Below are 20057 nucleotides of genomic sequence, written 5' to 3' on the forward strand. Positions count from 1 at the left end.
CACTGGCTTTTGATACCCTGTATGCCGAGGGCCAACGCCGCTATGTTGAGTCTCTCTCCGCCTATGCGCGCCAATTTCTATCGCTGATGGAAAAACCGGATGTCGACCATATTGAAGGTCTCTCTCCGGCCATCTCCATCGAGCAAAAATCGACCTCCCATAACCCGCGTTCTACCGTGGGCACTATCACTGAAATTCATGATTACCTGCGTTTACTGTTCGCCCGCGTCGGCGAGCCGCGCTGTCCGGATCATGATGTACCGCTTGCCGCGCAAACAGTCAGCCAGATGGTGGATAACGTCATCAGCCAGCCAGAAGGCCGCCGCCTGATGCTACTGGCGCCAGTGGTAAAAGATCGCAAAGGCGAACATACCAAGACACTGGAAAATTTGGCGATGCAGGGCTATATCCGGGCGCGGATCGATGGCGAGGTTTGCGATCTGTCTGATCCACCCAAATTAGAACTGCAAAAGAAACATACCATTGAAGTGGTGGTCGATCGTTTTAAAGTGCGCGAAGATCTGGCTCAGCGTCTGGCTGAATCATTTGAAACCGCATTGGAACTTTCCGGTGGTACTGCCGTAGTTGCCGATATGGACGATCCTCACGCCGAAGAACTGCTGTTCTCCGCTAACTTTGCCTGCCCAATTTGCGGCTATAGCATGAGCGAGTTGGAGCCGCGTCTGTTCTCCTTTAACAACCCGGCCGGTGCTTGCCCAACCTGTGATGGTCTGGGTGTACAGCAGTTCTTTGATCCAGACCGTGTGCTCCAAAACCCTGAGCTGTCACTGGCTGGGGGCGCAATTCGAGGTTGGGATCGCCGCAACTTCTATTACTTCCAAATGCTACGGTCACTGGCTGATCATTATAAGTTTGATATAGAAGCACCGTTTAACTCATTGGATACCACCATCCAGAAAGCCGTGCTGTATGGATCTGGCAAAGATACCATTGAATTCAAATACATTAACGACCGTGGTGATACCACGGTACGCCGCCATCCATTTGAAGGTGTGCTGCACAATATGGAGCGCCGTTATAAAGAGACGGAATCCAGTGCGGTGCGCGAAGAGCTGGCTAAATTCATCAGTAATCGCTCCTGTACTTCATGTCATGGCACACGCCTACGCCGTGAAGCACGTTATGTCTTTGTCGAAAACACCACATTGCCGGAAATCTCAGAACTGAGCATCGGTCATGCGCTGAGCTTCTTCCAGAATATGAAACTCAGCGGCCAGCGGGCGCAGATTGCCGAGAAAGTACTAAAAGAAATTGGCGACCGACTGAAGTTCCTGGTTAACGTCGGGCTGAATTACCTGTCACTGTCCCGCTCTGCGGAAACCCTCTCCGGTGGTGAAGCGCAGCGTATTCGTCTGGCCAGCCAGATTGGTGCCGGTTTAGTGGGTGTGATGTATGTGCTTGATGAGCCGTCCATCGGTTTGCATCAGCGCGATAATGAACGTTTGCTCGAAACACTGATTCATCTGCGCAATCTGGGGAATACCGTGATTGTGGTGGAGCATGATGAAGATGCGATTCGTGCCGCCGACCATGTGATTGATATCGGCCCTGGTGCTGGTGTGCATGGTGGTGAAGTGGTTGCAGAAGGGACTGTTGATGACATTATGGCAGCCCCCGAATCACTCACTGGCCAGTTCCTCAGCGGTAAGCGGGAAATTGCCATTCCAGCTCAACGCGTGGCAGGTGACCCGAGCAAAGTGTTGAAGTTGATTGGTGCCAGCGGTAACAACCTGAAAGATGTCACTCTCACGCTGCCCGTTGGGTTATTTAGCTGCATTACCGGTGTTTCTGGCTCAGGTAAATCGACGCTAATCAACGATACTTTATATTGCATTGCACAGCGCCAGTTGAACGGGGCAACCAGTAATGAACCGGCTCCGTATCGTGATATTCAAGGGCTGGAGCATTTCGATAAAGTTATCGATATCGACCAAAGCCCAATTGGCCGCACACCGCGCTCTAACCCGGCAACCTATACCGGTATCTTTACCCCTATTCGTGAACTATTTGCGGGAGTACCTGAGTCACGCGCCCGCGGCTACACGCCAGGTCGTTTCAGTTTTAACGTGAAAGGCGGCCGCTGTGAAGCCTGTCAGGGTGATGGGGTGATTAAAGTTGAAATGCACTTCCTGCCTGACATTTACGTGCCTTGCGACCAATGTAAAGGCAAGCGCTATAACCGCGAAACGCTGGAAGTGAAATACAAAGGTAAGAGTATTCACGAAGTGTTGGCGATGACTATCGAAGAAGCACGTGAGTTCTTTGATGCTGTTCCGGCATTGGCGCGTAAGCTGCAAACCTTGATGGATGTTGGCCTGTCGTATATTTGTCTGGGCCAGTCGGCAACTACCCTATCGGGCGGGGAAGCACAGCGCGTCAAACTGTCGCGCGAACTGTCAAAACGCGGCACTGGCCAGACACTCTATATTCTGGACGAGCCGACTACTGGCTTACACTTTGCTGATATTCAGCAGCTATTGGCGGTATTACATCAGTTGCGGGATCAGGGCAATACCATTGTGGTCATTGAGCATAATCTGGATGTGATTAAAACCGCAGACTGGATTGTTGATCTGGGGCCAGAGGGCGGCAGTGGCGGCGGCGAGATTTTGGTTTCCGGCACGCCAGAGACCGTCGCAGAATGCGCAGCATCACATACGGCCCGATTCCTCAAACCTATGTTGCAGCGTAAGTAGCCATTAAATGAGCGCTCCGGGGCAATCAGTCAGTTGTCCTGGAGTGCTATTTTAACCTTCAGACAACTAACTCTTGCCGCCGATGTTCGGGCAATCCCTGTAAAACCAATTGATAAGAGCGGTCTATTAGCGAATAGAACTGTGAGTTTGGTAATTTGCCATCCAGAAACACCGTGTTCCAGTGCGCTTTGTTCAAGTGTTCACTCGGCACGATCTCCGGATGTTGCTCTCTCAGGCTTTCTGCCAATTCAGGGCTGGTTTTCAATGAGATAGAGGGGCGTCCTGCCGTCTCGCCTACCATAGCAAACATCACATCTGCTACTTTAATCTGATTCGCCTGCCACTTCTCATGGTCGCTCTGCTCTGCCCCAGGTTTGGACATGCAGTATTCCAGTAATGCTGAATTATTCATGTGGATATCTCCTGTAATGGGCCGGTACCGTCTCGCGAAACGGCCTCATAAGCTATTTATTCCATAAAGGCTTCATTGAACAGTTACACATGCTGAAGCATCAGTTTGCACCTTTGACAACAGATTTACTGTGAGCAATGAATGATCGTTTGGCATGTATCAACCACATCAATTAGTATATTCTTTAATCGATTTACAGCCATCGGTCTTGGACTAAACAAGTAGAAGATAAAGGTAACTCACGGAAAGGTGGCGAAAAAAATAAACAAAAAAGGCGATATTGCTATCGCCTTACTGTAAATCACGTGGATATTTGATTACTGCACTGCCGCAAAAGCTGCCGCAACACGCTGAACATTACTGTGATTGACGCCCGCCATACACATCCTGCCACTGGCAATCAGATACACACCAAACTCTTCACGCAGGCGATCCACCTGTGCTGCGCTAAAACCGGTGTAGCTGAACATCCCGCGCTGTTGCAGCAAGTAGCCAAAATTGCGATTGGGTAATGAGGCTTTCAAGGCTTCAACCAACGTGCTGCGCATTTCAATAATACGCAGGCGCATTTGCTCCACTTCAGCCTGCCATTGCGCGCGCAATTCGCTGTCATGCAGCACTTTGGAAACCACTTGCGCACCAAAGTTTGGTGGGCTGGAATAGTTACGGCGAACGGTGGCTTTCAGTTGCCCTAATACACGGCCCGCAACTTCTTCACTCTCACACACCACAGACAAGCCGCCGACTCGCTCGTTATACAAAGAGAAGATTTTAGAGAAAGAGTTACTGATCAAACAGGGTAACTCAGCTGCTGCCATCGCGCGGATAGCATAAGCATCTTCATTCAGCCCGGCACCAAAACCTTGATAAGCGATATCCAGGAAGGGGATCAGATCCCGGCTTTTAGCCACTTCAATCACTTGATCCCATTGTGCATTAGTGAGATCCGATCCCGTCGGGTTATGGCAGCAAGGATGCAATAACACAATACTTTTGGCGGGTAATTGCTGCAGTGCGGCCAGCATTTGATCAAACTTCACGCCCAGCTTATCGTTATCAAAATACGGGTAGGTATTTACCTTAAAACCTGCACCGCTAAAGATAGCAACGTGGTTTTCCCAAGTAGGATCACTGACCCAGACCTGAGAATCAGGGAAATAATGATTCAGGAAATCAGCACCGACTTTTAATGCGCCGGATCCACCCACGGTTTGAATTGTCGCCACTCGCTGCTGTACCAACATCGGATGATCTGCACCAAATAATAGCTGCTGGATAGCAGTACGATAGGAGTGTAGACCTTCCATTGGCAAATAGACCGGTGTTCCATGTGGCTGAACATTCAATTGTGATTCAGCAACTTGAACCGCTTGCATCAGCGGAATTTCACCCAGTTCATTGTAATAAAGCCCGATACTCAAATTCACTTTATGAGCACGGTTATCGGCTTTAAAACTTTCCATCAGCGACAGGATCGGGTCACCTGCGTAGGCGTCAACATTTTGGAACACGGCGCTGCTCTCCTGAATTAAATAATAATTGTTTATACCTTGATTAGGCAGCTTACCTTATTCCCCTAAATATTCCATCGCGACGCGGGAGGTCAGCTTAGTAATCAATTCGTAGGCGCTGATACCTGTGCACGCTGCAATTTTTTCAACCGGCAATTCAGCTCCCCACAGCAATACCTCGTCGCCCACTTTATCTGTCGCATTTGGCCCGAGATCAACAGAAATCATATCCATTGAAACCCGGCCCACAATGCCAACCTCGCGGCCATTTAGCCACATCGGGGTGCCTGAAGGGGCGCTGCGCGGATAACCATCGCCGTAGCCGATCGCCACCACACCCAGGCAGGTATCGCGCTCACTCACCCAAGTACCGCCATAACCAACAGGTTCACCGGCTTTATGCTCACGCACCGCAATCAGGCTGGATTTCAATGCCATCGCGGGTTTTAGTTCGAAATGACTGGCATAAGGCTCATCCATTGGTGAAACCCCATACAGTATGATTCCCGGGCGAACCCAATCACGGTGCGCTTCTGGCCACAGCAAAATGCCACCAGATGCCGCGATAGATTGCTTGCCAAGCTTATTGGCGACGAAAGTATCAAAACAGTCCAGTTGCTGGCGAGTGGTATCCACTTGCGGCTCATCCGCCCGGCTAAAGTGGCTCATGATATTGACTGGCTGAATAACATTCTTACACGCGCTTAAGCGCTGATAGAACGCCTCGGCGTGTTCTGGGCGCACCCCCAAACGGTGCATGCCAGTATCCAGCTTCATCCAAACATGGATAGGAGCAGAGAGCTCGGCAACTTCCAGCGCTTCCAATTGTTCAATGCTATGTACCGCAGTTTCAATGCAATTAGCCGCTAGAATAGGGAGATCTTCTGCCGCAAAGAATCCTTCCAACAACAAAATCGGTTTCACGATCCCACCGGATCGGAGCATCAATGCTTCACCGATCCGTGCTACACCGTAGCAATCTGCATCCTGCAAAGTATGCGCTGTTTCTAATAACCCGTGGCCATAAGCGTTTGCTTTCACAACAGCAATCAGGCGGCTTTGCGGCGCTATACGCCGTACCTGTTGCAAGTTATGTCGCAGAGCGCGGCGGTCGATTACTGCTGTTGCCGCTTTCATTTCTTATCCTTAATTATTGATATTATTCACTACTCATCATCGTATTGCGGGCCTGCGTAGTTATCAAAGCGCGACCATTGACCATTAAACTTCAGTCGAACAGAACCGATCGGGCCGTTACGCTGTTTACCCAAAATAATCTGCGCAATCCCTTTCTCATCACTGTTTTCGTGATACACCTCATCACGATAAATAAACATGATTAAGTCGGCATCCTGCTCGATTGAACCTGATTCACGTAAGTCGGAGTTGACGGGTCGTTTATCCGCACGTTGCTCCAAGCTACGGTTAAGCTGAGAAAGTGCCACCACCGGCACTTGTAGCTCTTTTGCCAATGCTTTCAGGGAACGTGAGATTTCGGCAATTTCCAAGGTACGGTTATCCGAAAGCGACGGTACCCGCATCAATTGCAGGTAGTCGATCATAATCAGGCTCAACCCACCATGTTCGCGGAAAATACGTCGCGCACGGGAGCGCACTTCTGTCGGAGTCAGGCCGGAGGAGTCATCAATGTACATATTGCGCTTTTCCATCAATATGCCCATGGTGCTCGAAATCCGTGCCCAATCCTCATCATCGAGCTGACCGGTACGGATACGCGTCTGATCAACATGGGACAATGACGCCAACATACGCATCATGATCTGATCGCCTGGCATCTCCAGACTGAAGATCAATACTGGCTTTTCCTGCATCATCGCGGCGTTTTCGCACAGGTTCATCGCAAAGGTGGTTTTTCCCATCGACGGGCGCGCGGCGACAATAATCAAATCTGACTTCTGCAAGCCAGCTGTTTTCTTATCCAAATCGGTAAAACCGGTTGAAACCCCGGTAACGCCATCATGTGGCCGCTGATAGAGCTGCTCAATACGCGCCACCGTGGCTTCGAGGATCTGATCGACACTTTTCGGCCCTTCATCTTTATTGGCACGGCTTTCGGCAATCTGGAACACCTTCGATTCGGCCAGATCCAACAGATCTTCACTGCTACGCCCTTGCGGATCATAACCGGCATCGGCGATCTCATTCGCGACCGAGATCATTTCACGTACAACTGCACGTTCGCGAACGATGTCAGCATAAGCGCCGATATTCGCTGCACTTGGTGTGTTTTTTGATAACTCTGCCAGATAGGCGAAACCGCCTACCGACTCCAAATCACCCTTTTGCTCCAGTGACTCAGAAAGCGTGATCAAATCGATTGGCTTGCTGTTTTCCAGCAAACGCTGCATTTCAGTAAAGATTCGGCGATGTGGGCGGCTGAAAAAGTCCTTGCTGGCTACGCGCTCAGAGACATTATCCCAGCGCTCGTTGTCCAGCATCAAACCGCCCAACACGGACTGCTCTGCCTCCAGAGAATGAGGCGGGAGTTTCAGCCCTTCCATCTGGCGATCGCGTGGCTCTGTCATATTGTTGGTTGGTTTTTTTGCTGCCATGAAAAGTGTTCTTTACCTCTTGCGATAGGATAATGGTTGCGATAGGAAAATAGTGCCGCTTAGTATACGCGATGATACCCGAAGGGTAATTATGAATTCCCTATTACTTATCGGTATTAGCAAGATCTTGGCTCCTCGTGTAGAACCCTGTAGGGTAAAAAATATCTATCGTAAAGGAGCTAACATGGCAAAGCATATTCAATTTAGCACCACGGGTGGGCCGGAAGTATTGCAATATCTCGATTTCACCCCGGCGAACCCCGCGGCGCATGAAGTTCAGGTAGAAAACAAAGCTATCGGAATTAACTATATTGATACCTATGTGCGTAGCGGCCTTTACGCACCGCCACACTTCCCGAGTGGGCTGGGAACAGAAGCCGCTGGGATCGTGACAAAAGTAGGTACGGCGGTTAACTCGCTAAAAGTGGGTGATCGGGTAGTTTATGCTCAGTCAACTCTCGGTGCTTACAGTGAAGTACATAATGTTGCTGCGGAGAAAGTTGCCCTGCTTCCAGAACAAATCTCTTTTGAACAAGCCGCTGCTTCCTTCCTTAAAGGGCTGACTGTTCAATATTTATTGCGCCAAACTTATGAAATCAAACCCGGCCAGGTGTTCTTATTCCATGCGGCAGCGGGTGGTGTCGGGTTAATTGCCTGCCAATGGGCAAAAGCGCTGGGTGCCAGGTTAATTGGCACAGTCGGTTCTGATGAAAAAGCAGAATTGGCTAAAGCCAACGGGGCGTGGGCTACCATCAACTACCGTACAGAAAATATCGCCGAACGCGTAGCTGAACTGACGAATGGCGAAAAAGTGGATGTGGTATATGACTCGGTGGGCAAAAGCACCTGGCTAGACTCACTTAGTAGCCTTAAACGCAGAGGCTTAATGGTCAGCTTTGGTAATGCCTCTGGCCCGGTGACAGGGGTAGACCTTGCTATACTCAACCAAAAAGGCGCGCTGTATGTGACCCGCCCATCTCTTAATGTTTATGTCACTAACCGGCAAGAGCTGGAAAGCGCCAGCCACGAACTGTTCTCACTGATTATCAGTGGTGCAATTAATGTGGATGTAGCCAAAGCTCAGCAATTCCCGCTAAGTGATGCCCGCCGTGCTCATGAAATATTAGAAAGTCGTCAGACAACCGGCTCAAGCCTGCTTATTCCGTAATTAATGTTCCTTAATTAAAAACTTTCGCCAATAATGGATAGTTAAATATGACTATCCATTATTTACAATGATAGTTTATTAAAAAACTTATTTACTATTACTTTTAGACCATTAACCTGTGTATCCTGATTGTCCTCCCTGGATTATCTATATATCCTCAGTTTGTAATCGTTAAGTAACATAATTTCATTACATACATTGAGGTTTTAATTATGCATGATGCAGAAATCAATAGAGATATAAAAACACTACTGAACGAATTTTATTGTGATAATAGAATTAACAATGAAGAACTCCAGATACTACGAGACTTTGCTGATGAAAGGTTTGATTTATTACTCAGTGAATTGGGTGAAAACAATAGTTTATCTGCATTTCAAAAGTCTACTGATGTCACCGTTCAATTAATGCAACAAAGCTTCTTTGATATAAAAAAGAAATGCAATGGTCAAGAAGACAAGAAAGTTATCAAAGAAGCATTTGTCGCTCAAATAGTTTATATCATTGCTAACTACAATCGATTTTTCGCTAATATTTGATACTACCGATTTCACTTCTGATGTGGCTTTATTTAATATTTTAGATACTTAGTATTTATTCATTCACCTTACACTATAAAAGTAATAACCAGGGCCTCTAACAACTAGAAGCCCTGGCTACACTGCTTTCTTTAATGCAAACGTAGGGGTACTACAGGGTAGACTGCCAGAACTGAGTGCCGTTTATACAGCTATTGTTAGCTCTGTCAGGGATGAAAATGTGATACCAAACTGTATCGGATTGCATCCTAGCAAGCTCGTTTGAGAAAAAATACGTTTTCCCCCAGATTTATCCTACTAATCTTTCAGGCTGTGATCTCCGCCGCAAGAAAGCGAAATTTTAGTAACGCCTTACAGTGGGTTTCTGCATCGAACGCCATATCCAGACCACCACAACGGCCAGGATCAGCCAAGGTAGTAGCTTAATCATCATGACAAATAACCCACCCAACATCATAAAGGCCGCCGCAACCAAGAGAGCTGCAAAGATACCCAGTAAAGAAATACCGGTCACCATCAGCATGATAAAAAAGCCGATAACAAAGAAAATTTCAAACATGGCTGGCTCCTAAATAACGGTTTATTTCCCACAATCACTTTATTAAATACAACAATCAGGTCGGGGATTTTATAAGGAGTATTACAAGAAACGTGCCAATCCAGAGAAAACAGGTAACTTATTGAATTTTATTATTTTAGATAAAAATAAGCCTGCCAAAGAAACAGGCAGGCATGGTCAATTTCACTAACTTATAGTCACTTTTCTTACGAACTGTGCTGTGGGCGAGTCACCAGAGCCAGCGCCTGTTCGACCACGAAAACATCAGCTCCAGGCTTATGTGCATTTTCACTCAGATGACGCCGCCACTGACGCGCGCCAGGGATCCCTTGGAAAATACCCAGAATATGACGAGTGATATGCCCTAAATAAGCACCACGTGACAGTTCTTGCTCGATATAAGGAAACAGAGCTTCAATAGCTTTAACGCTATCGACCACCGGCGCATTTGGGTCAAAAAGTTCACGATCCACTTGCGTCAATATACTGGGGTTTTGATAAGCTTCGCGCCCCATCATCACCCCATCAACATGTTTAAGATGCTCTTTGGCTTCAGCCAGTGTTTTCACACCACCATTAATGGCGATGGTCAGTGCAGGGAAATCACGTTTAAGCTGATAAACCCGCTCATAATCCAGTGGCGGTACTTCACGGTTCTCTTTCGGACTCAATCCTGAGAGCCAGGCTTTACGGGCATGAATGGTGAATATATCGCACTCACCACGCTCCGCGACAGTTTGCACAAATTCACACAAGAACTCATAACTATCCAGCTCATCAATCCCGATGCGAGTTTTCACCGTCACTGGAATAGAAACCACATCACGCATGGCTTTTATGCAATCAGCGACCAAACTAGCCTCAGCCATCAAGCAAGCGCCAAAACGGCCGTTTTGCACTCGGTCAGACGGGCAACCGACATTCAGGTTTATTTCATTGTATCCGCGAAGCTCAGCCAGCTTGGCACAATGGGCTAATGCCTGCGGATCACTGCCACCCAGTTGTAATGCGACGGGATGGTCTTGCTCGCTATAGGCCAAATAGTCAGCTTTGCCATGAATAATCGCACCTGTTGTAACCATTTCGGTATACAACAAAGTCTGTTTAGTCAACAAGCGATGAAAATAGCGGCAATGGCGATCTGTCCAGTCGAGCATCGGCGCGACGGAGAAACGCTGGAGGGGGTAATGTGGCTTATCGGCCTGAGTGCTGGAAAAAGTCTGAGCTTGGTACATTTACTGTAGTTTCATCGGTTATGACTGCATCAATTACCCATTGAGCAAACCAAACAATGGGAAGGAATCTGTGATTATACCATAGAACTTTATGATGGCTGCCTGAGTGATAGTTGTAGCTCAACATATGGCAATCCGCGGCTAGCTGCTGCAACTTGCTAAAGTTGTGACACTCCACGACATCCCATTTTTTTCATCTATCGGCGATTAGCTGTAAATATGATAAAATCGATACCATTCAAATGCTGCGGGATGTACATGATGAACCCTATCAATCAGGAAAAGCTGCTTGCTCAGGCTGAAAGCCTGTGCCAACAACGAAACGTCCGGCTGACACCGCAACGTCTTGAAGTCTTACGTTTGATGGCGCAACAACCTGGTGCGATCAGTGCTTATGACCTGTTGGATTTACTGCGTGTTTCTGAACCACAAGCTAAACCGCCAACAGTCTATCGTGCATTGGATTTCTTGCTTGAGCAGGGGTTTATTCACCGTGTTGAGTCAGCAAATAGCTATGTGCTGTGCCATCATTTTGAAGAGCCAACTCATACTTCGGCATTATTTATCTGCGATCGCTGCAAGATAGTGACTGAACGGACAACTGTTGGTATCGAAGAAGCTCTGGCACAGTTAGCAAAACAGTCTGGCTTTACCCTGCGCCATACTGTGGTTGAAGCTCATGGTTTATGTGCTGAATGTGGGGAAATCGAAGCATGCGAAAGCCATGATCATTGTGATCATGACCATTCTATTGTGACTAAAAAGAAATAGTCCCTGACGGTAAAAGCAGACTGTCGCCAGATAGGCGACAGGATAAATATGAGTGGAATAATAACCATAGAAAATAAATAGGGTTTTAAATAAAACAAGACACTTCCTTGTGTCAATTCGATATAAATAGGATACCTATAGAATATTATTAATAATTAAAATCACCAATAAATTTTAGTGTGAATAATATAAAAACCAAAGGTTATTTAATAAATAAGTACTCTATGGATACCAGAGACCCGATTTATTTATATCGATATCAGTTTAATTCCGTTTAACGCGACTACCAGCGATATTTGCTGTGATCTTCCCAGGCCTTAACTTCTTTCTCGGCCTGCTCTTTCTGATAGCCGTATTTCTCCTGGATTTTACCCACTAGTTGGTCACGCTTACCTTCAATGACTGTCAGGTCATCATCGGTTAGCTTGCCCCATTTCTCTTTCACTTTACCTTTAAACTGCTTCCAGTTACCGTCGGCTTGATCTTTATTCATAATATCTCCGTTACCTTGGGATTAGTCAGTTTATTTAATTCAATACGGTAAATAATTTAAATTAAACATTGTTGCTTCGCTTACCGTATGAATAACTGTAGCAGAGGATACTGATAATTAAAGTCAGATTAATATTAATCACTGTAAGTTGAGAAATAAATAGAAAGAAAAACCTCGTAATATTCAGTTAAAACAGCAAGTAATAACTTATTATCGGAATGTTCTCAAACTAGATTGAATTAAATATGAAAGGAGTAAAATTCTTTATATACCCTTCTTACTGAAGGGTATATAAATAAACGCGAAAATCAGATCCAGTCACCATTACGGATGACACCAACGGCTAGACCTTCAATAGTGAAACTTTGTTCACGCAGATCGACCACAATCGGCTGAAACTCACTATTTTCTGGCAGAAGTTGTACGATATTACCTTGTTTTTTCAAGCGTTTTACCGTTACTTCATCGTCAATGCGCGCAACAACCACTTGCCCATTACGCACATCTTGAGTTTTATGTACTGCCAGCAAGTCGCCGTCCAGAATACCGATATCTCTCATCGACATTCCATTTACCCGCAACAGGAAATCCGCACTCGGCTTAAACATGGAGGGATCAACTTTATAGTGCCCCTCAATATGCTGCTGCGCTAACAGTGGCTCCCCTGCTGCAACCCGGCCAATCAGTGGTAAACCATCTTCTTCTTCCATCAATAGACGGATACCGCGAGAAGCGCCGGAGACAATCTCGATAACGCCCTTACGGGCCAGTGCTTTTAAATGCTCTTCAGCGGCGTTAGGAGAGCGAAACCCCAGACGCTGCGCAATTTCGGCTCGGGTCGGTGGCATACCTGTTTGCGCTAGGTGATCGCGCACAAGGTCATAAACCTCTTGCTGTCTGGTAGTAAGTGCTTTCATTCCGCCCCCTGTTTGTTTATACAGTCTTGCTGTGAGTATATACAGGTAAGCGGGTGTTGGGAACCAAAGAGTGAATAAAAACAGGGATTAATCACTGTTTACATCCACAGCGTGGTTTATCGCATTCTTAGCCGACATGTTGCCAAAGCACTGTTACCCATATAAATAGCGCTAACAAAATAGCCAGAAACACGGCAGCAGATCCCATATCTTTGGCACGACCTGATAGTTCATGGAGTTCACTGCCGATGCGGTCCACCACCGCTTCAATAGCACTATTGATGACTTCAACAATGATGACTAGCACCACACTCGCGATCAATAAAATGCGTGCTGTGGCATCTACATCTAGCCAGAAGGCCAGTATTATAGCGAGTATGGCAGCCACTGCTTCCTGACGAAACGCGGCTTCATTTTTCCAGGCTGCGGTTAAACCTTTCACAGAATAACCAGCGGCTTTATAGATTCGGGTTAATCCTGTTGACTGATTTGCCATTTTTATTGCCTTTATCTTAAGTTAATGATGATTTTTGCCGCTTTCTGTTGTCTCATCACCACAGATCTCAAAACCAGTTTCTGGTATCCTTGCGACGAATTGCTAACAAGAGGCTTCATGTAGTTATGTCAGGTTGGCGTAAAATATATTATAAGTTATTGAATTTACCACTTAAATTGTTGGTAAAAAGCAAGGTTATTCCGGCAGATCCTGTGACTGAGTTAGGGTTAGACCCGTCTCGTCCTATTCTGTACGTTTTGCCTTACAATTCTAAGGCTGATTTACTGACTTTGCGAGCGCAGTGTCAGGCACAGGATCTGCCCGACCCGTTGATTCCATTGGAAATCGATGGCGTGCAGCTTCCCAGCCATGTCTTTATCGATAACGGCCCAAGGGTGTTTCGCTACTACGCCCCGAAGCAGGAATCGGTAAAAATATTCCACGATTATCTCGATCTGCATCGCAATAATCCGGAGCTGGATATTCAAATGCTGCCGGTGTCGGTGATGTTTGGCCGCTCTCCAGGCCGTGAAGGCCACGGTACGCCACATTTACGCGTACTGAACGGTGTGCAGAAATTCTTTGCAGTATTGTGGCTGGGCCGCGATAGCTTTGTGCGTTTCTCGACCACGGTTTCACTGCGCCGGATGGCCAGTGAGCATGGTACAGATAAAACGATTGCCCACAAGCTGGCACGCGTAGCGCGGATGCACTTCTCGCGTCAGCGTTTAGCTGCGGTTGGCCCGAGCCTACCGGCGCGTCAAGACCTATTCAAAAAGCTGTTAACCTCCAAAGCGATTGAAAAAGCGGTCGCTGATGAAGCTCGCACCAAGAAAATCTCCCATGAGAAAGCACAGCAAAACGCCATTACGCTGATGGAAGAAATTGCTGCTGACTTCTCTTATGAAGCCGTGCGTCTGTCGGATCGGGTTTTGAGCTGGACGTGGAACCGCTTGTATCAGGGGATTAACGTCCATAATGCAGAACGTGTACGGCAGTTAGCGCAAGATGGCCATGAAATCGTCTATGTGCCTTGCCACCGCAGCCACATGGATTACCTACTGCTTTCCTATGTCCTTTATCACCAGGGGCTGGTGCCGCCGCATATTGCTGCCGGTATCAACCTTAATTTCTGGCCTGCTGGCCCGATCTTCCGCCGCTTAGGTGCGTTCTTTATCCGCCGTACCTTTAAAGGCAACAAGCTCTATTCCACCGTGTTCCGTGAATATCTGGGTGAGTTGTTCACTCGTGGCTACTCAGTGGAATACTTTGTTGAAGGTGGGCGCTCACGTACCGGCCGTCTGCTGGAGCCCAAAACCGGCACATTGTCGATGACCATACAGGCTATGCTGCGCGGCGGTTCACGCCCAATCACCTTGGTGCCGATTTACATCGGTTACGAGCATGTGATGGAAGTGGGTACTTACGCCAAAGAGCTACGTGGTGCGACTAAAGAGAAAGAAAGCCTGTTGCAGATGTTGCGGGGCTTACGCAAGCTGCGCAATCTCGGCCAAGGCTACGTCAACTTTGGTGAGCCAATACCGTTGACCACCTATCTGAATACCAATGTGCCGCAATGGCGTGATGCTATCGATCCTATTGAAGCACAGCGCCCAAGCTGGCTGACGCCGGCGGTAAATGATTTGGCCGGTAAGATTATGGTCCGAATTAACAATGCGGCAGCAGCCAATGCCATGAACTTGTGTTCTACCGCATTGTTAGCTTCACGTCAGCGTTCACTCACCCGCGAGCAGTTACTTGAGCAACTAGATTGCTACCTGCAACTGATGCGCAATGTGCCTTATGCGAAAGATGTCACCGTGCCGGATAAAACACCGGAAGAGTTACTTAATCACGCCTTGAATATGAATAAGTTCGAGGTGGAAAAAGACAATATTGGTGACATTATCATCCTGCCACGGGAACAAGCCGTGCTGATGACCTACTATCGCAATAACATCCAGCACTTGTTGATCCTGCCATCGCTGATTGCCAGCATGGTCATGTACCAACGACGCATTACCCGTGCCGAGTTGTTACGCCAAATCAGCATGATCTACCCGATGTTAAAAGCTGAATTATTCCTGCATTACAGCAAAGAGCAACTGCCACAGACCCTGGATACGCTGATTGATGAACTGGCGCGCCAGCAGTTGATTTGCGACAAAGGGAGCGAGTTGGTGCTGAACCCAGCCCGTATTCGCCCACTGCAATTACTGGCGGCGGGTGTGCGAGAAACACTGCAACGTTATGCGATTACTCTGTCATTACTGAGTGCGAACCCAAGTATCAATCGGGGTGCGCTGGAGAAAGAGAGCCGCATTATGGCACAGCGCTTGTCTGTGCTGCATGGGATTAACGCACCAGAATTCTTCGATAAAGCCGTGTTCTCAACCTTGGTGGGCACATTGCGCGAAGAGGGTTATATCAGTGACAGCGGTGATGCAATTCAAGAACATACGCTGGAAGTTTACAATATGCTGAGCGCCTTGATGACACCGGAAGTGAAGCTGACGATTGAAAGTGTCAGTATGCCGGCAGAAACCAATAACCTGCTGCCAGAACCTGAGGCAGAGGATAAAGAAGAAAACTAACTCTTCGCTCTGTTAAGCAAAAACAAAATGGCCGGATTCATCATCTGGCCATTTTTTTATAGATAACTGATGAAAATGCCGAGAAACAACACCAATCCCACATAATTATTATTCAAAAACGCGCGGAAGCATGGGTCACGTTCACGCCCGGCAATCATTTTCTGTTGGTGGACAAACAACGCGCCAGCCAGCAGAATTGACCAATAAAATGCTCCGCCAAGATTCATCAGCCAGCCAATAGTCACCATCAGAACCAGCGTTGCCAGTTGCAGCAAACCAATAATCAGCTTGTCCTGTTGACCAAACAAAATCGCAGTAGATTTGACGCCAATCTTCAGATCGTCATCACGGTCAACCATCGCATATTGGGTGTCATAAGCCACCGTCCAGCAGATATTAGCCAATAAAAGTAACCAGCAGACCAAAGGTAAGCTTTCGCTCACGGCGGCAAAACCCATGGGGATTGACCAACCAAAGGCCGCACCCAAGACCACCTGCGGCAGATGTGTCACCCGCTTCATAAAGGGATAGATCCAGGCTAATGCCAGTGCTGCCAATGACAGCCAGATGGTCATGCTATTGAGCGTGAGTACCAACCCAAACGAGAGCAATACCAAGACGACAAACAGGACTTTGCTTTCTCTCTCACTGATAAGGCCGCTAGGCAATGGCCGTGATGCGGTACGTTTCACAAAACCGTCAATGCGGCGGTCAGCATAATCGTTGACGACACACCCAGCCGCGCGCATAAAAAAAACGCCCAAGACAAAAACAATCAATATTTTGGTGTCGGGAATACCTTTCCCTGCCAACCATAACGCCCAGAGGGTCGGCCACAACAGTAATAATGAGCCAATGGGTTTATCGATGCGCATCAAACGGCAATAAGCCCGCCATTTGCTCTGAAATTCACTTCCCTTCAATTTCTCACTCTCCAAAATCTCCCCCCTCTTAAATCGAATATAGCGGCGAGGCGGGTAAAAAAACTTCCGTCAACAACAGGGGCTTACCTGACAGGCGCAGTAACGAACGGCGCGCCCAAAGCTCCTCTTGCCGCCCTACTTGAATATAATCCCGGGTTAAATTGTTGCCACCAAATAAATAGCGCCCAAGGGGTAATGTGCCTAAATCCACCAGCGCCCGATCAGGGCCAGACAGTGTTTCTTCGGGGATGATAGTACGCCCCAGTAGCCACGGCTCATTATCACCACACAATACAATCTCGCGCAGCCAATAGCGCTCACTTATCGGCAGATGTTCAGCATCTTCGCCTAATGCATGACGTGTAATAAAGCATTCTCGTTGTGGTTCGACATGAACCCGCTGGCAATGTTGCTCAAAACGTCGGGTCATCGAGCCTAATTCCATCAACCAATCCGCGATAGCGGCCGGTAGGTTCGGCTGCTCAATGGCATACCATTGGATAGGCTTTATAATTGATGCATCGCCGGTAGACATGCAATTTGCTCCCTGCTGGGGGATAAAAAGCCCACCCCCGCTAAGTCGTCAATAGGGAGCCATTGTAGCGCAGAATGGGCTGCTGGCGGCATCTGATTATCATAGCTACAACAGCATATTAACCGACGAATATATCAGCGATATAATATCTAAATGAGGGAGGAAGAGCAGCTAAACAAAGCATAATAAGAGGTAATAGTTTAAGGGCAGGCCCTGCGCAGTAGCTGTTATTAGATCTAAACGAAAAAAGGTGCGCCGAGGCGCACCAATCATCCAGCCATATTCGGCAGTGCCGGGATTTACCCCTTGCCTTTTACACTACCAATAAAGGTTTTTCGGGCTGAAGTTGAGCCCAAATGTTCCGCTTCGTTCAACAATTTCAGCGCCTTATCGACATCACCGGCTTTCACCGCGTCTTTAATCGCCTGGTTGAAGTAGTTTTCAGTCTCACTCAGCATTGGCTCTGCCGGTTTTGCTGCGACTGCCGCAGGCTGGGCTGCGCTGCCCACCACCACAGGTGCTGATGCCGGTGTTGACTGTATTAAACCAATCATCACATTACCCATGCCTTGCTCGGCAGTGGCTTTAATTCTCAAATTACCGGTTGGGATATGTTTGGCAATAGGATCCGGAATATCGGGCACCGCATTACCCACGCCCATAGCATATGCCTTCGCTGGATCCAGTAGCTTGGTAGTTTTAGCCAGATCATCACGGGTGGTGTAGACCAGCAGGTAGATCTGTTTTTGTCCCAGCGCCGGAGTCAACTTCATCACTCCTTGCAAACGATCGCTGGTCATGATGCCCGCTTTTTCATAAGTGAAATAGCTGGAAGGATAATAAGCCGCCGGACGCATTTGTTCGTCTAACACTAATACGCTCGGAGCAAATAATTGGTTGTCTGTCACTAAACTGCTGAGCGTGATCTCCATTGATCCACGATCGGCGGGTAAAGCAAAAGCGGCTACCGCCCCTTCCACATTTCCTTGCGAGATTTGCGGGCTGGAAGCAGTCAATTTAATATCTTGCGTCGCCGGTGGCACTAATGGCTGCCAGGGCAATTGTTGTAATGTCGCGGTACTGATAGTCGGCGCGATAGAAACATTCGCAGGAGAAATCGTTGATTCGGCTTGTGCTGCAAGAGGTGCGGTGACCCCCAGAGCCAATACCAGACAGAGTGTCAGCAGATTCTTTTTCATTGTTATACCCTCGTACATTGAGCGTCAGCGCTAACTGTGCACAGGCAAGGTCGGCAAAGTTAACCAATTAGTTCTGTCATATTTCAGCAAACAGAACAGCCGCCCCAAAGGACGGCTGCATCACTTCTGTTACCACCAGGCTTCGAATTGCGCGCCGAAAGTCACTTCGTTATTCTTGCCACGGCTATTGGTATCAAAGGTACCATTTTGCGCCAGACCATTGTCCGCACCGGCCACATCGTTATAGCCCCACTTCTCATCCCAGTTAGCATAAGTTGCGAAGACACGGATTGCCGGACGAGACCAGATGCTGTCACCTGCCTGCCATTGTTGTGCCAGGGTCAGTTTGTATTGGCCGTTACGGTCACCGGTACGTTGTGATTTAACATTGTCGTAGCCCGCTTCCAGTAAAGTACTCATGATTGGCGTCCATTTGTACATTGGGCGCACACCCACGCTGTACCACGTGGTGCCGTTGTTATTGTCCCAGTCGGTATCCTGATACAACGCGACATACATCATGTCCCACTTCTCTGCCAGATTGATGGCACCGTGGTCGATAATACGCAGCATGTGACCATTGTTATTCACGGCTGACCCTTGTGAATGGCCGCTGTTATATGAAGTCATAGAGTCAGTAGCATACTGAACCACAAATTTGTTGAAGCCACCCATCATGCTTTGAGTATGTTCTGCGGTCAGCATCACGCCATCTTTAGAAGCATTGGGTGCTAAAGCATATCCATCCTGGGTGTTGGCACGGCCATAATCCACACCGAATTCCAGTGAGCCACCTGGGTTAGTTTCTAAACCAGCTAAACGGATGTCATACACATCGTTGATGGTTTTGTCGGCATCTTTGCGTTGATTGTCGATCCAGGCGCTTGAACCACCCGCTTCTGAGTTACGAGTTGCTGCCACAGACAATTTACCGAAGCCCAGATCAATGGCTTCTAAACCTGCACCTGGGCCGGAAATATCCCAGTAGTAGAAGTCAATCATATGAACGTCATGACGTTGATAGAAACGTTTACCGGCCCACATGGTGGAACCCGGCAAGGATTCGATCAGATTCTTACCCTGCACATTGGCTTCGCGGAAAGCCGGATCGGTGGATTCCCAGTCATCACGTTGCGAAACGGAATAGGCGACGTTGGTATCTAAGTAGAAGCTTTTATCGCCTTCTTTCCACAATTCCTGGCCTAATTTAAGTTCCGCATAAGTTTCACACTCGTTGCCCAGACGGTATTTGCTTTGGGCACCGGTTGCTTTGAAACATTGCTGTTCACCGCCACTTCCCGTCCAGCCGATACCGGAACGCGCATACCCGTGGAAATCAACAGCCAGAGCTTGAGTGGAAAGGACACCAGCGGCAACAGCCAGTGCTATCGGTAACTTGCGCAGAGTAGTCATCA

The 20057-nt window shown here is 47.9% G+C and carries 18 protein-coding genes; 5 read left to right on the plus strand and 13 right to left on the minus strand.

Annotated features, from left to right (window positions below; translation table 11 throughout):
• Positions 1-2: 2 nt before the first annotated feature.
• Positions 3-2717 (plus strand): excinuclease ABC subunit UvrA, encoded by a 2715-nt coding sequence (uvrA, locus tag ACNSO8_RS20870; RefSeq protein ID WP_418395770.1) that lies wholly within the window; start codon positions 3-5, stop codon positions 2715-2717.
• Positions 2718-2775: 58 nt separating this feature from the next.
• Here uvrA and ACNSO8_RS20875 read toward each other — a convergent pair whose 3' ends face one another.
• From ACNSO8_RS20875 to dnaB, 4 genes are all read right to left on the minus strand, one after another.
• The gene (locus ACNSO8_RS20875) at positions 2776-3129 is read right to left on the minus strand and encodes an MmcQ/YjbR family DNA-binding protein (RefSeq protein WP_019082203.1); all 354 of its coding nucleotides are present in this window, start codon (positions 3127-3129) and stop codon (positions 2776-2778) included.
• 317 nt (positions 3130-3446) lie between these two features.
• A complete protein-coding gene (locus ACNSO8_RS20880) occupies positions 3447-4640 on the minus strand; it encodes an amino acid aminotransferase (RefSeq protein ID WP_418395771.1) in 1194 nt (397 codons plus the stop codon).
• A gap of 57 nt (positions 4641-4697) precedes the next feature.
• Entirely contained in the window at positions 4698-5777 is a 1080-nt protein-coding gene (alr, locus tag ACNSO8_RS20885) for an alanine racemase (protein ID WP_418395772.1), read from the minus strand.
• 29 nt (positions 5778-5806) lie between these two features.
• Positions 5807-7213, minus strand: coding sequence for a replicative DNA helicase (gene dnaB, locus ACNSO8_RS20890; protein ID WP_005165232.1), 1407 nt, complete (start codon positions 7211-7213; stop codon positions 5807-5809).
• 184 nt (positions 7214-7397) lie between these two features.
• Between dnaB and ACNSO8_RS20895 the strand changes: the two genes are divergently transcribed.
• Together ACNSO8_RS20895 and ACNSO8_RS20900 are read left to right on the plus strand one after the other, a co-directional pair.
• The gene (locus tag ACNSO8_RS20895) at positions 7398-8381 is read left to right on the plus strand and encodes a quinone oxidoreductase (protein ID WP_263697218.1); all 984 of its coding nucleotides are present in this window, start codon (positions 7398-7400) and stop codon (positions 8379-8381) included.
• 212 nt (positions 8382-8593) lie between these two features.
• Positions 8594-8920 carry a hypothetical protein gene (locus tag ACNSO8_RS20900; protein WP_050158566.1) on the plus strand — a complete coding sequence of 109 codons (327 nt, stop codon included), beginning with the start codon at positions 8594-8596 and terminating at the stop codon, positions 8918-8920.
• Between the two features lie 340 nt (positions 8921-9260).
• Here ACNSO8_RS20900 and pspG read toward each other — a convergent pair whose 3' ends face one another.
• On the minus strand, positions 9261-9479 hold the full coding sequence (gene pspG, locus ACNSO8_RS20905) for an envelope stress response protein PspG (RefSeq protein ID WP_005165239.1): 219 nt from the start codon (positions 9477-9479) through the stop codon (positions 9261-9263).
• Between the two features lie 206 nt (positions 9480-9685).
• Positions 9686-10714: a tRNA dihydrouridine(20/20a) synthase DusA gene (gene dusA / locus ACNSO8_RS20910; RefSeq protein WP_418395773.1), complete on the minus strand. Its 1029-nt coding sequence runs from the start codon at positions 10712-10714 to the stop codon at positions 9686-9688.
• A 261-nt stretch (positions 10715-10975) separates the two neighbouring features.
• Here dusA and zur point away from each other — a divergent pair, with 261 nt between their 5' ends.
• The gene (zur, locus tag ACNSO8_RS20915; protein WP_046051957.1) at positions 10976-11485 is read left to right on the plus strand and encodes a zinc uptake transcriptional repressor Zur; all 510 of its coding nucleotides are present in this window, start codon (positions 10976-10978) and stop codon (positions 11483-11485) included.
• A gap of 283 nt (positions 11486-11768) precedes the next feature.
• Here zur and ACNSO8_RS20920 read toward each other — a convergent pair whose 3' ends face one another.
• The 3 genes from ACNSO8_RS20920 to ACNSO8_RS20930 form a co-directional block, all read right to left on the minus strand.
• The gene (locus ACNSO8_RS20920; protein ID WP_004391853.1) at positions 11769-11978 is read right to left on the minus strand and encodes a CsbD family protein; all 210 of its coding nucleotides are present in this window, start codon (positions 11976-11978) and stop codon (positions 11769-11771) included.
• Positions 11979-12286: 308 nt separating this feature from the next.
• A complete protein-coding gene (gene lexA / locus ACNSO8_RS20925) occupies positions 12287-12895 on the minus strand; it encodes a transcriptional repressor LexA (protein WP_004704739.1) in 609 nt (202 codons plus the stop codon).
• Between the two features lie 127 nt (positions 12896-13022).
• Complete coding sequence (locus ACNSO8_RS20930) at positions 13023-13391, minus strand: diacylglycerol kinase (protein ID WP_019080115.1); 369 nt, start codon at positions 13389-13391, stop codon at positions 13023-13025.
• A 125-nt stretch (positions 13392-13516) separates the two neighbouring features.
• Between ACNSO8_RS20930 and plsB the strand changes: the two genes are divergently transcribed.
• Positions 13517-15985: a glycerol-3-phosphate 1-O-acyltransferase PlsB gene (gene plsB, locus ACNSO8_RS20935; RefSeq protein WP_005174551.1), complete on the plus strand. Its 2469-nt coding sequence runs from the start codon at positions 13517-13519 to the stop codon at positions 15983-15985.
• A gap of 56 nt (positions 15986-16041) precedes the next feature.
• Here plsB and ubiA read toward each other — a convergent pair whose 3' ends face one another.
• The 4 genes from ubiA to ACNSO8_RS20955 form a co-directional block, all read right to left on the minus strand.
• Positions 16042-16908: a 4-hydroxybenzoate octaprenyltransferase gene (ubiA, locus tag ACNSO8_RS20940; RefSeq protein WP_026017914.1), complete on the minus strand. Its 867-nt coding sequence runs from the start codon at positions 16906-16908 to the stop codon at positions 16042-16044.
• Positions 16909-16936: 28 nt separating this feature from the next.
• Complete coding sequence (gene ubiC, locus ACNSO8_RS20945; RefSeq protein ID WP_019080118.1) at positions 16937-17443, minus strand: chorismate lyase; 507 nt, start codon at positions 17441-17443, stop codon at positions 16937-16939.
• A 299-nt stretch (positions 17444-17742) separates the two neighbouring features.
• Entirely contained in the window at positions 17743-18642 is a 900-nt protein-coding gene (malM, locus tag ACNSO8_RS20950) for a maltose operon protein MalM (protein ID WP_050159645.1), read from the minus strand.
• 129 nt (positions 18643-18771) lie between these two features.
• Positions 18772-20055, minus strand: coding sequence for a maltoporin (locus ACNSO8_RS20955; RefSeq protein ID WP_019080120.1), 1284 nt, complete (start codon positions 20053-20055; stop codon positions 18772-18774).
• Positions 20056-20057 lie beyond the last annotated feature (2 nt).

It is taken from the genome of Yersinia sp. LJYL362 (assembly GCF_048323875.1).

Bases quoted from the DNA above. Each gene is read 5' to 3' on its own strand.
- ubiC (WP_019080118.1), bottom strand. From the start codon at position 17,443: ATGTCTACCGGCGATGCATCAATTATAAAGCCTATCCAATGGTATGCC.
- alr (WP_418395772.1), bottom strand. From the start codon at position 5,777: ATGAAAGCGGCAACAGCAGTAATCGACCGCCGCGCTCTGCGACATAAC.
- ACNSO8_RS20920 (WP_004391853.1), bottom strand. From the start codon at position 11,978: ATGAATAAAGATCAAGCCGACGGTAACTGGAAGCAGTTTAAAGGTAAA.
- pspG (WP_005165239.1), bottom strand. From the start codon at position 9,479: ATGTTTGAAATTTTCTTTGTTATCGGCTTTTTTATCATGCTGATGGTG.
- dnaB (WP_005165232.1), bottom strand. From the start codon at position 7,213: ATGGCAGCAAAAAAACCAACCAACAATATGACAGAGCCACGCGATCGC.
- ACNSO8_RS20930 (WP_019080115.1), bottom strand. From the start codon at position 13,391: ATGGCAAATCAGTCAACAGGATTAACCCGAATCTATAAAGCCGCTGGT.
- zur (WP_046051957.1), top strand. From the start codon at position 10,976: ATGAACCCTATCAATCAGGAAAAGCTGCTTGCTCAGGCTGAAAGCCTG.
- ACNSO8_RS20895 (WP_263697218.1), top strand. From the start codon at position 7,398: ATGGCAAAGCATATTCAATTTAGCACCACGGGTGGGCCGGAAGTATTG.
- ACNSO8_RS20875 (WP_019082203.1), bottom strand. From the start codon at position 3,129: ATGAATAATTCAGCATTACTGGAATACTGCATGTCCAAACCTGGGGCA.
- malM (WP_050159645.1), bottom strand. From the start codon at position 18,642: ATGAAAAAGAATCTGCTGACACTCTGTCTGGTATTGGCTCTGGGGGTC.
- dusA (WP_418395773.1), bottom strand. From the start codon at position 10,714: ATGTACCAAGCTCAGACTTTTTCCAGCACTCAGGCCGATAAGCCACAT.
- ACNSO8_RS20900 (WP_050158566.1), top strand. From the start codon at position 8,594: ATGCATGATGCAGAAATCAATAGAGATATAAAAACACTACTGAACGAA.
- ACNSO8_RS20955 (WP_019080120.1), bottom strand. From the start codon at position 20,055: ATGACTACTCTGCGCAAGTTACCGATAGCACTGGCTGTTGCCGCTGGT.
- lexA (WP_004704739.1), bottom strand. From the start codon at position 12,895: ATGAAAGCACTTACTACCAGACAGCAAGAGGTTTATGACCTTGTGCGC.
- plsB (WP_005174551.1), top strand. From the start codon at position 13,517: ATGTCAGGTTGGCGTAAAATATATTATAAGTTATTGAATTTACCACTT.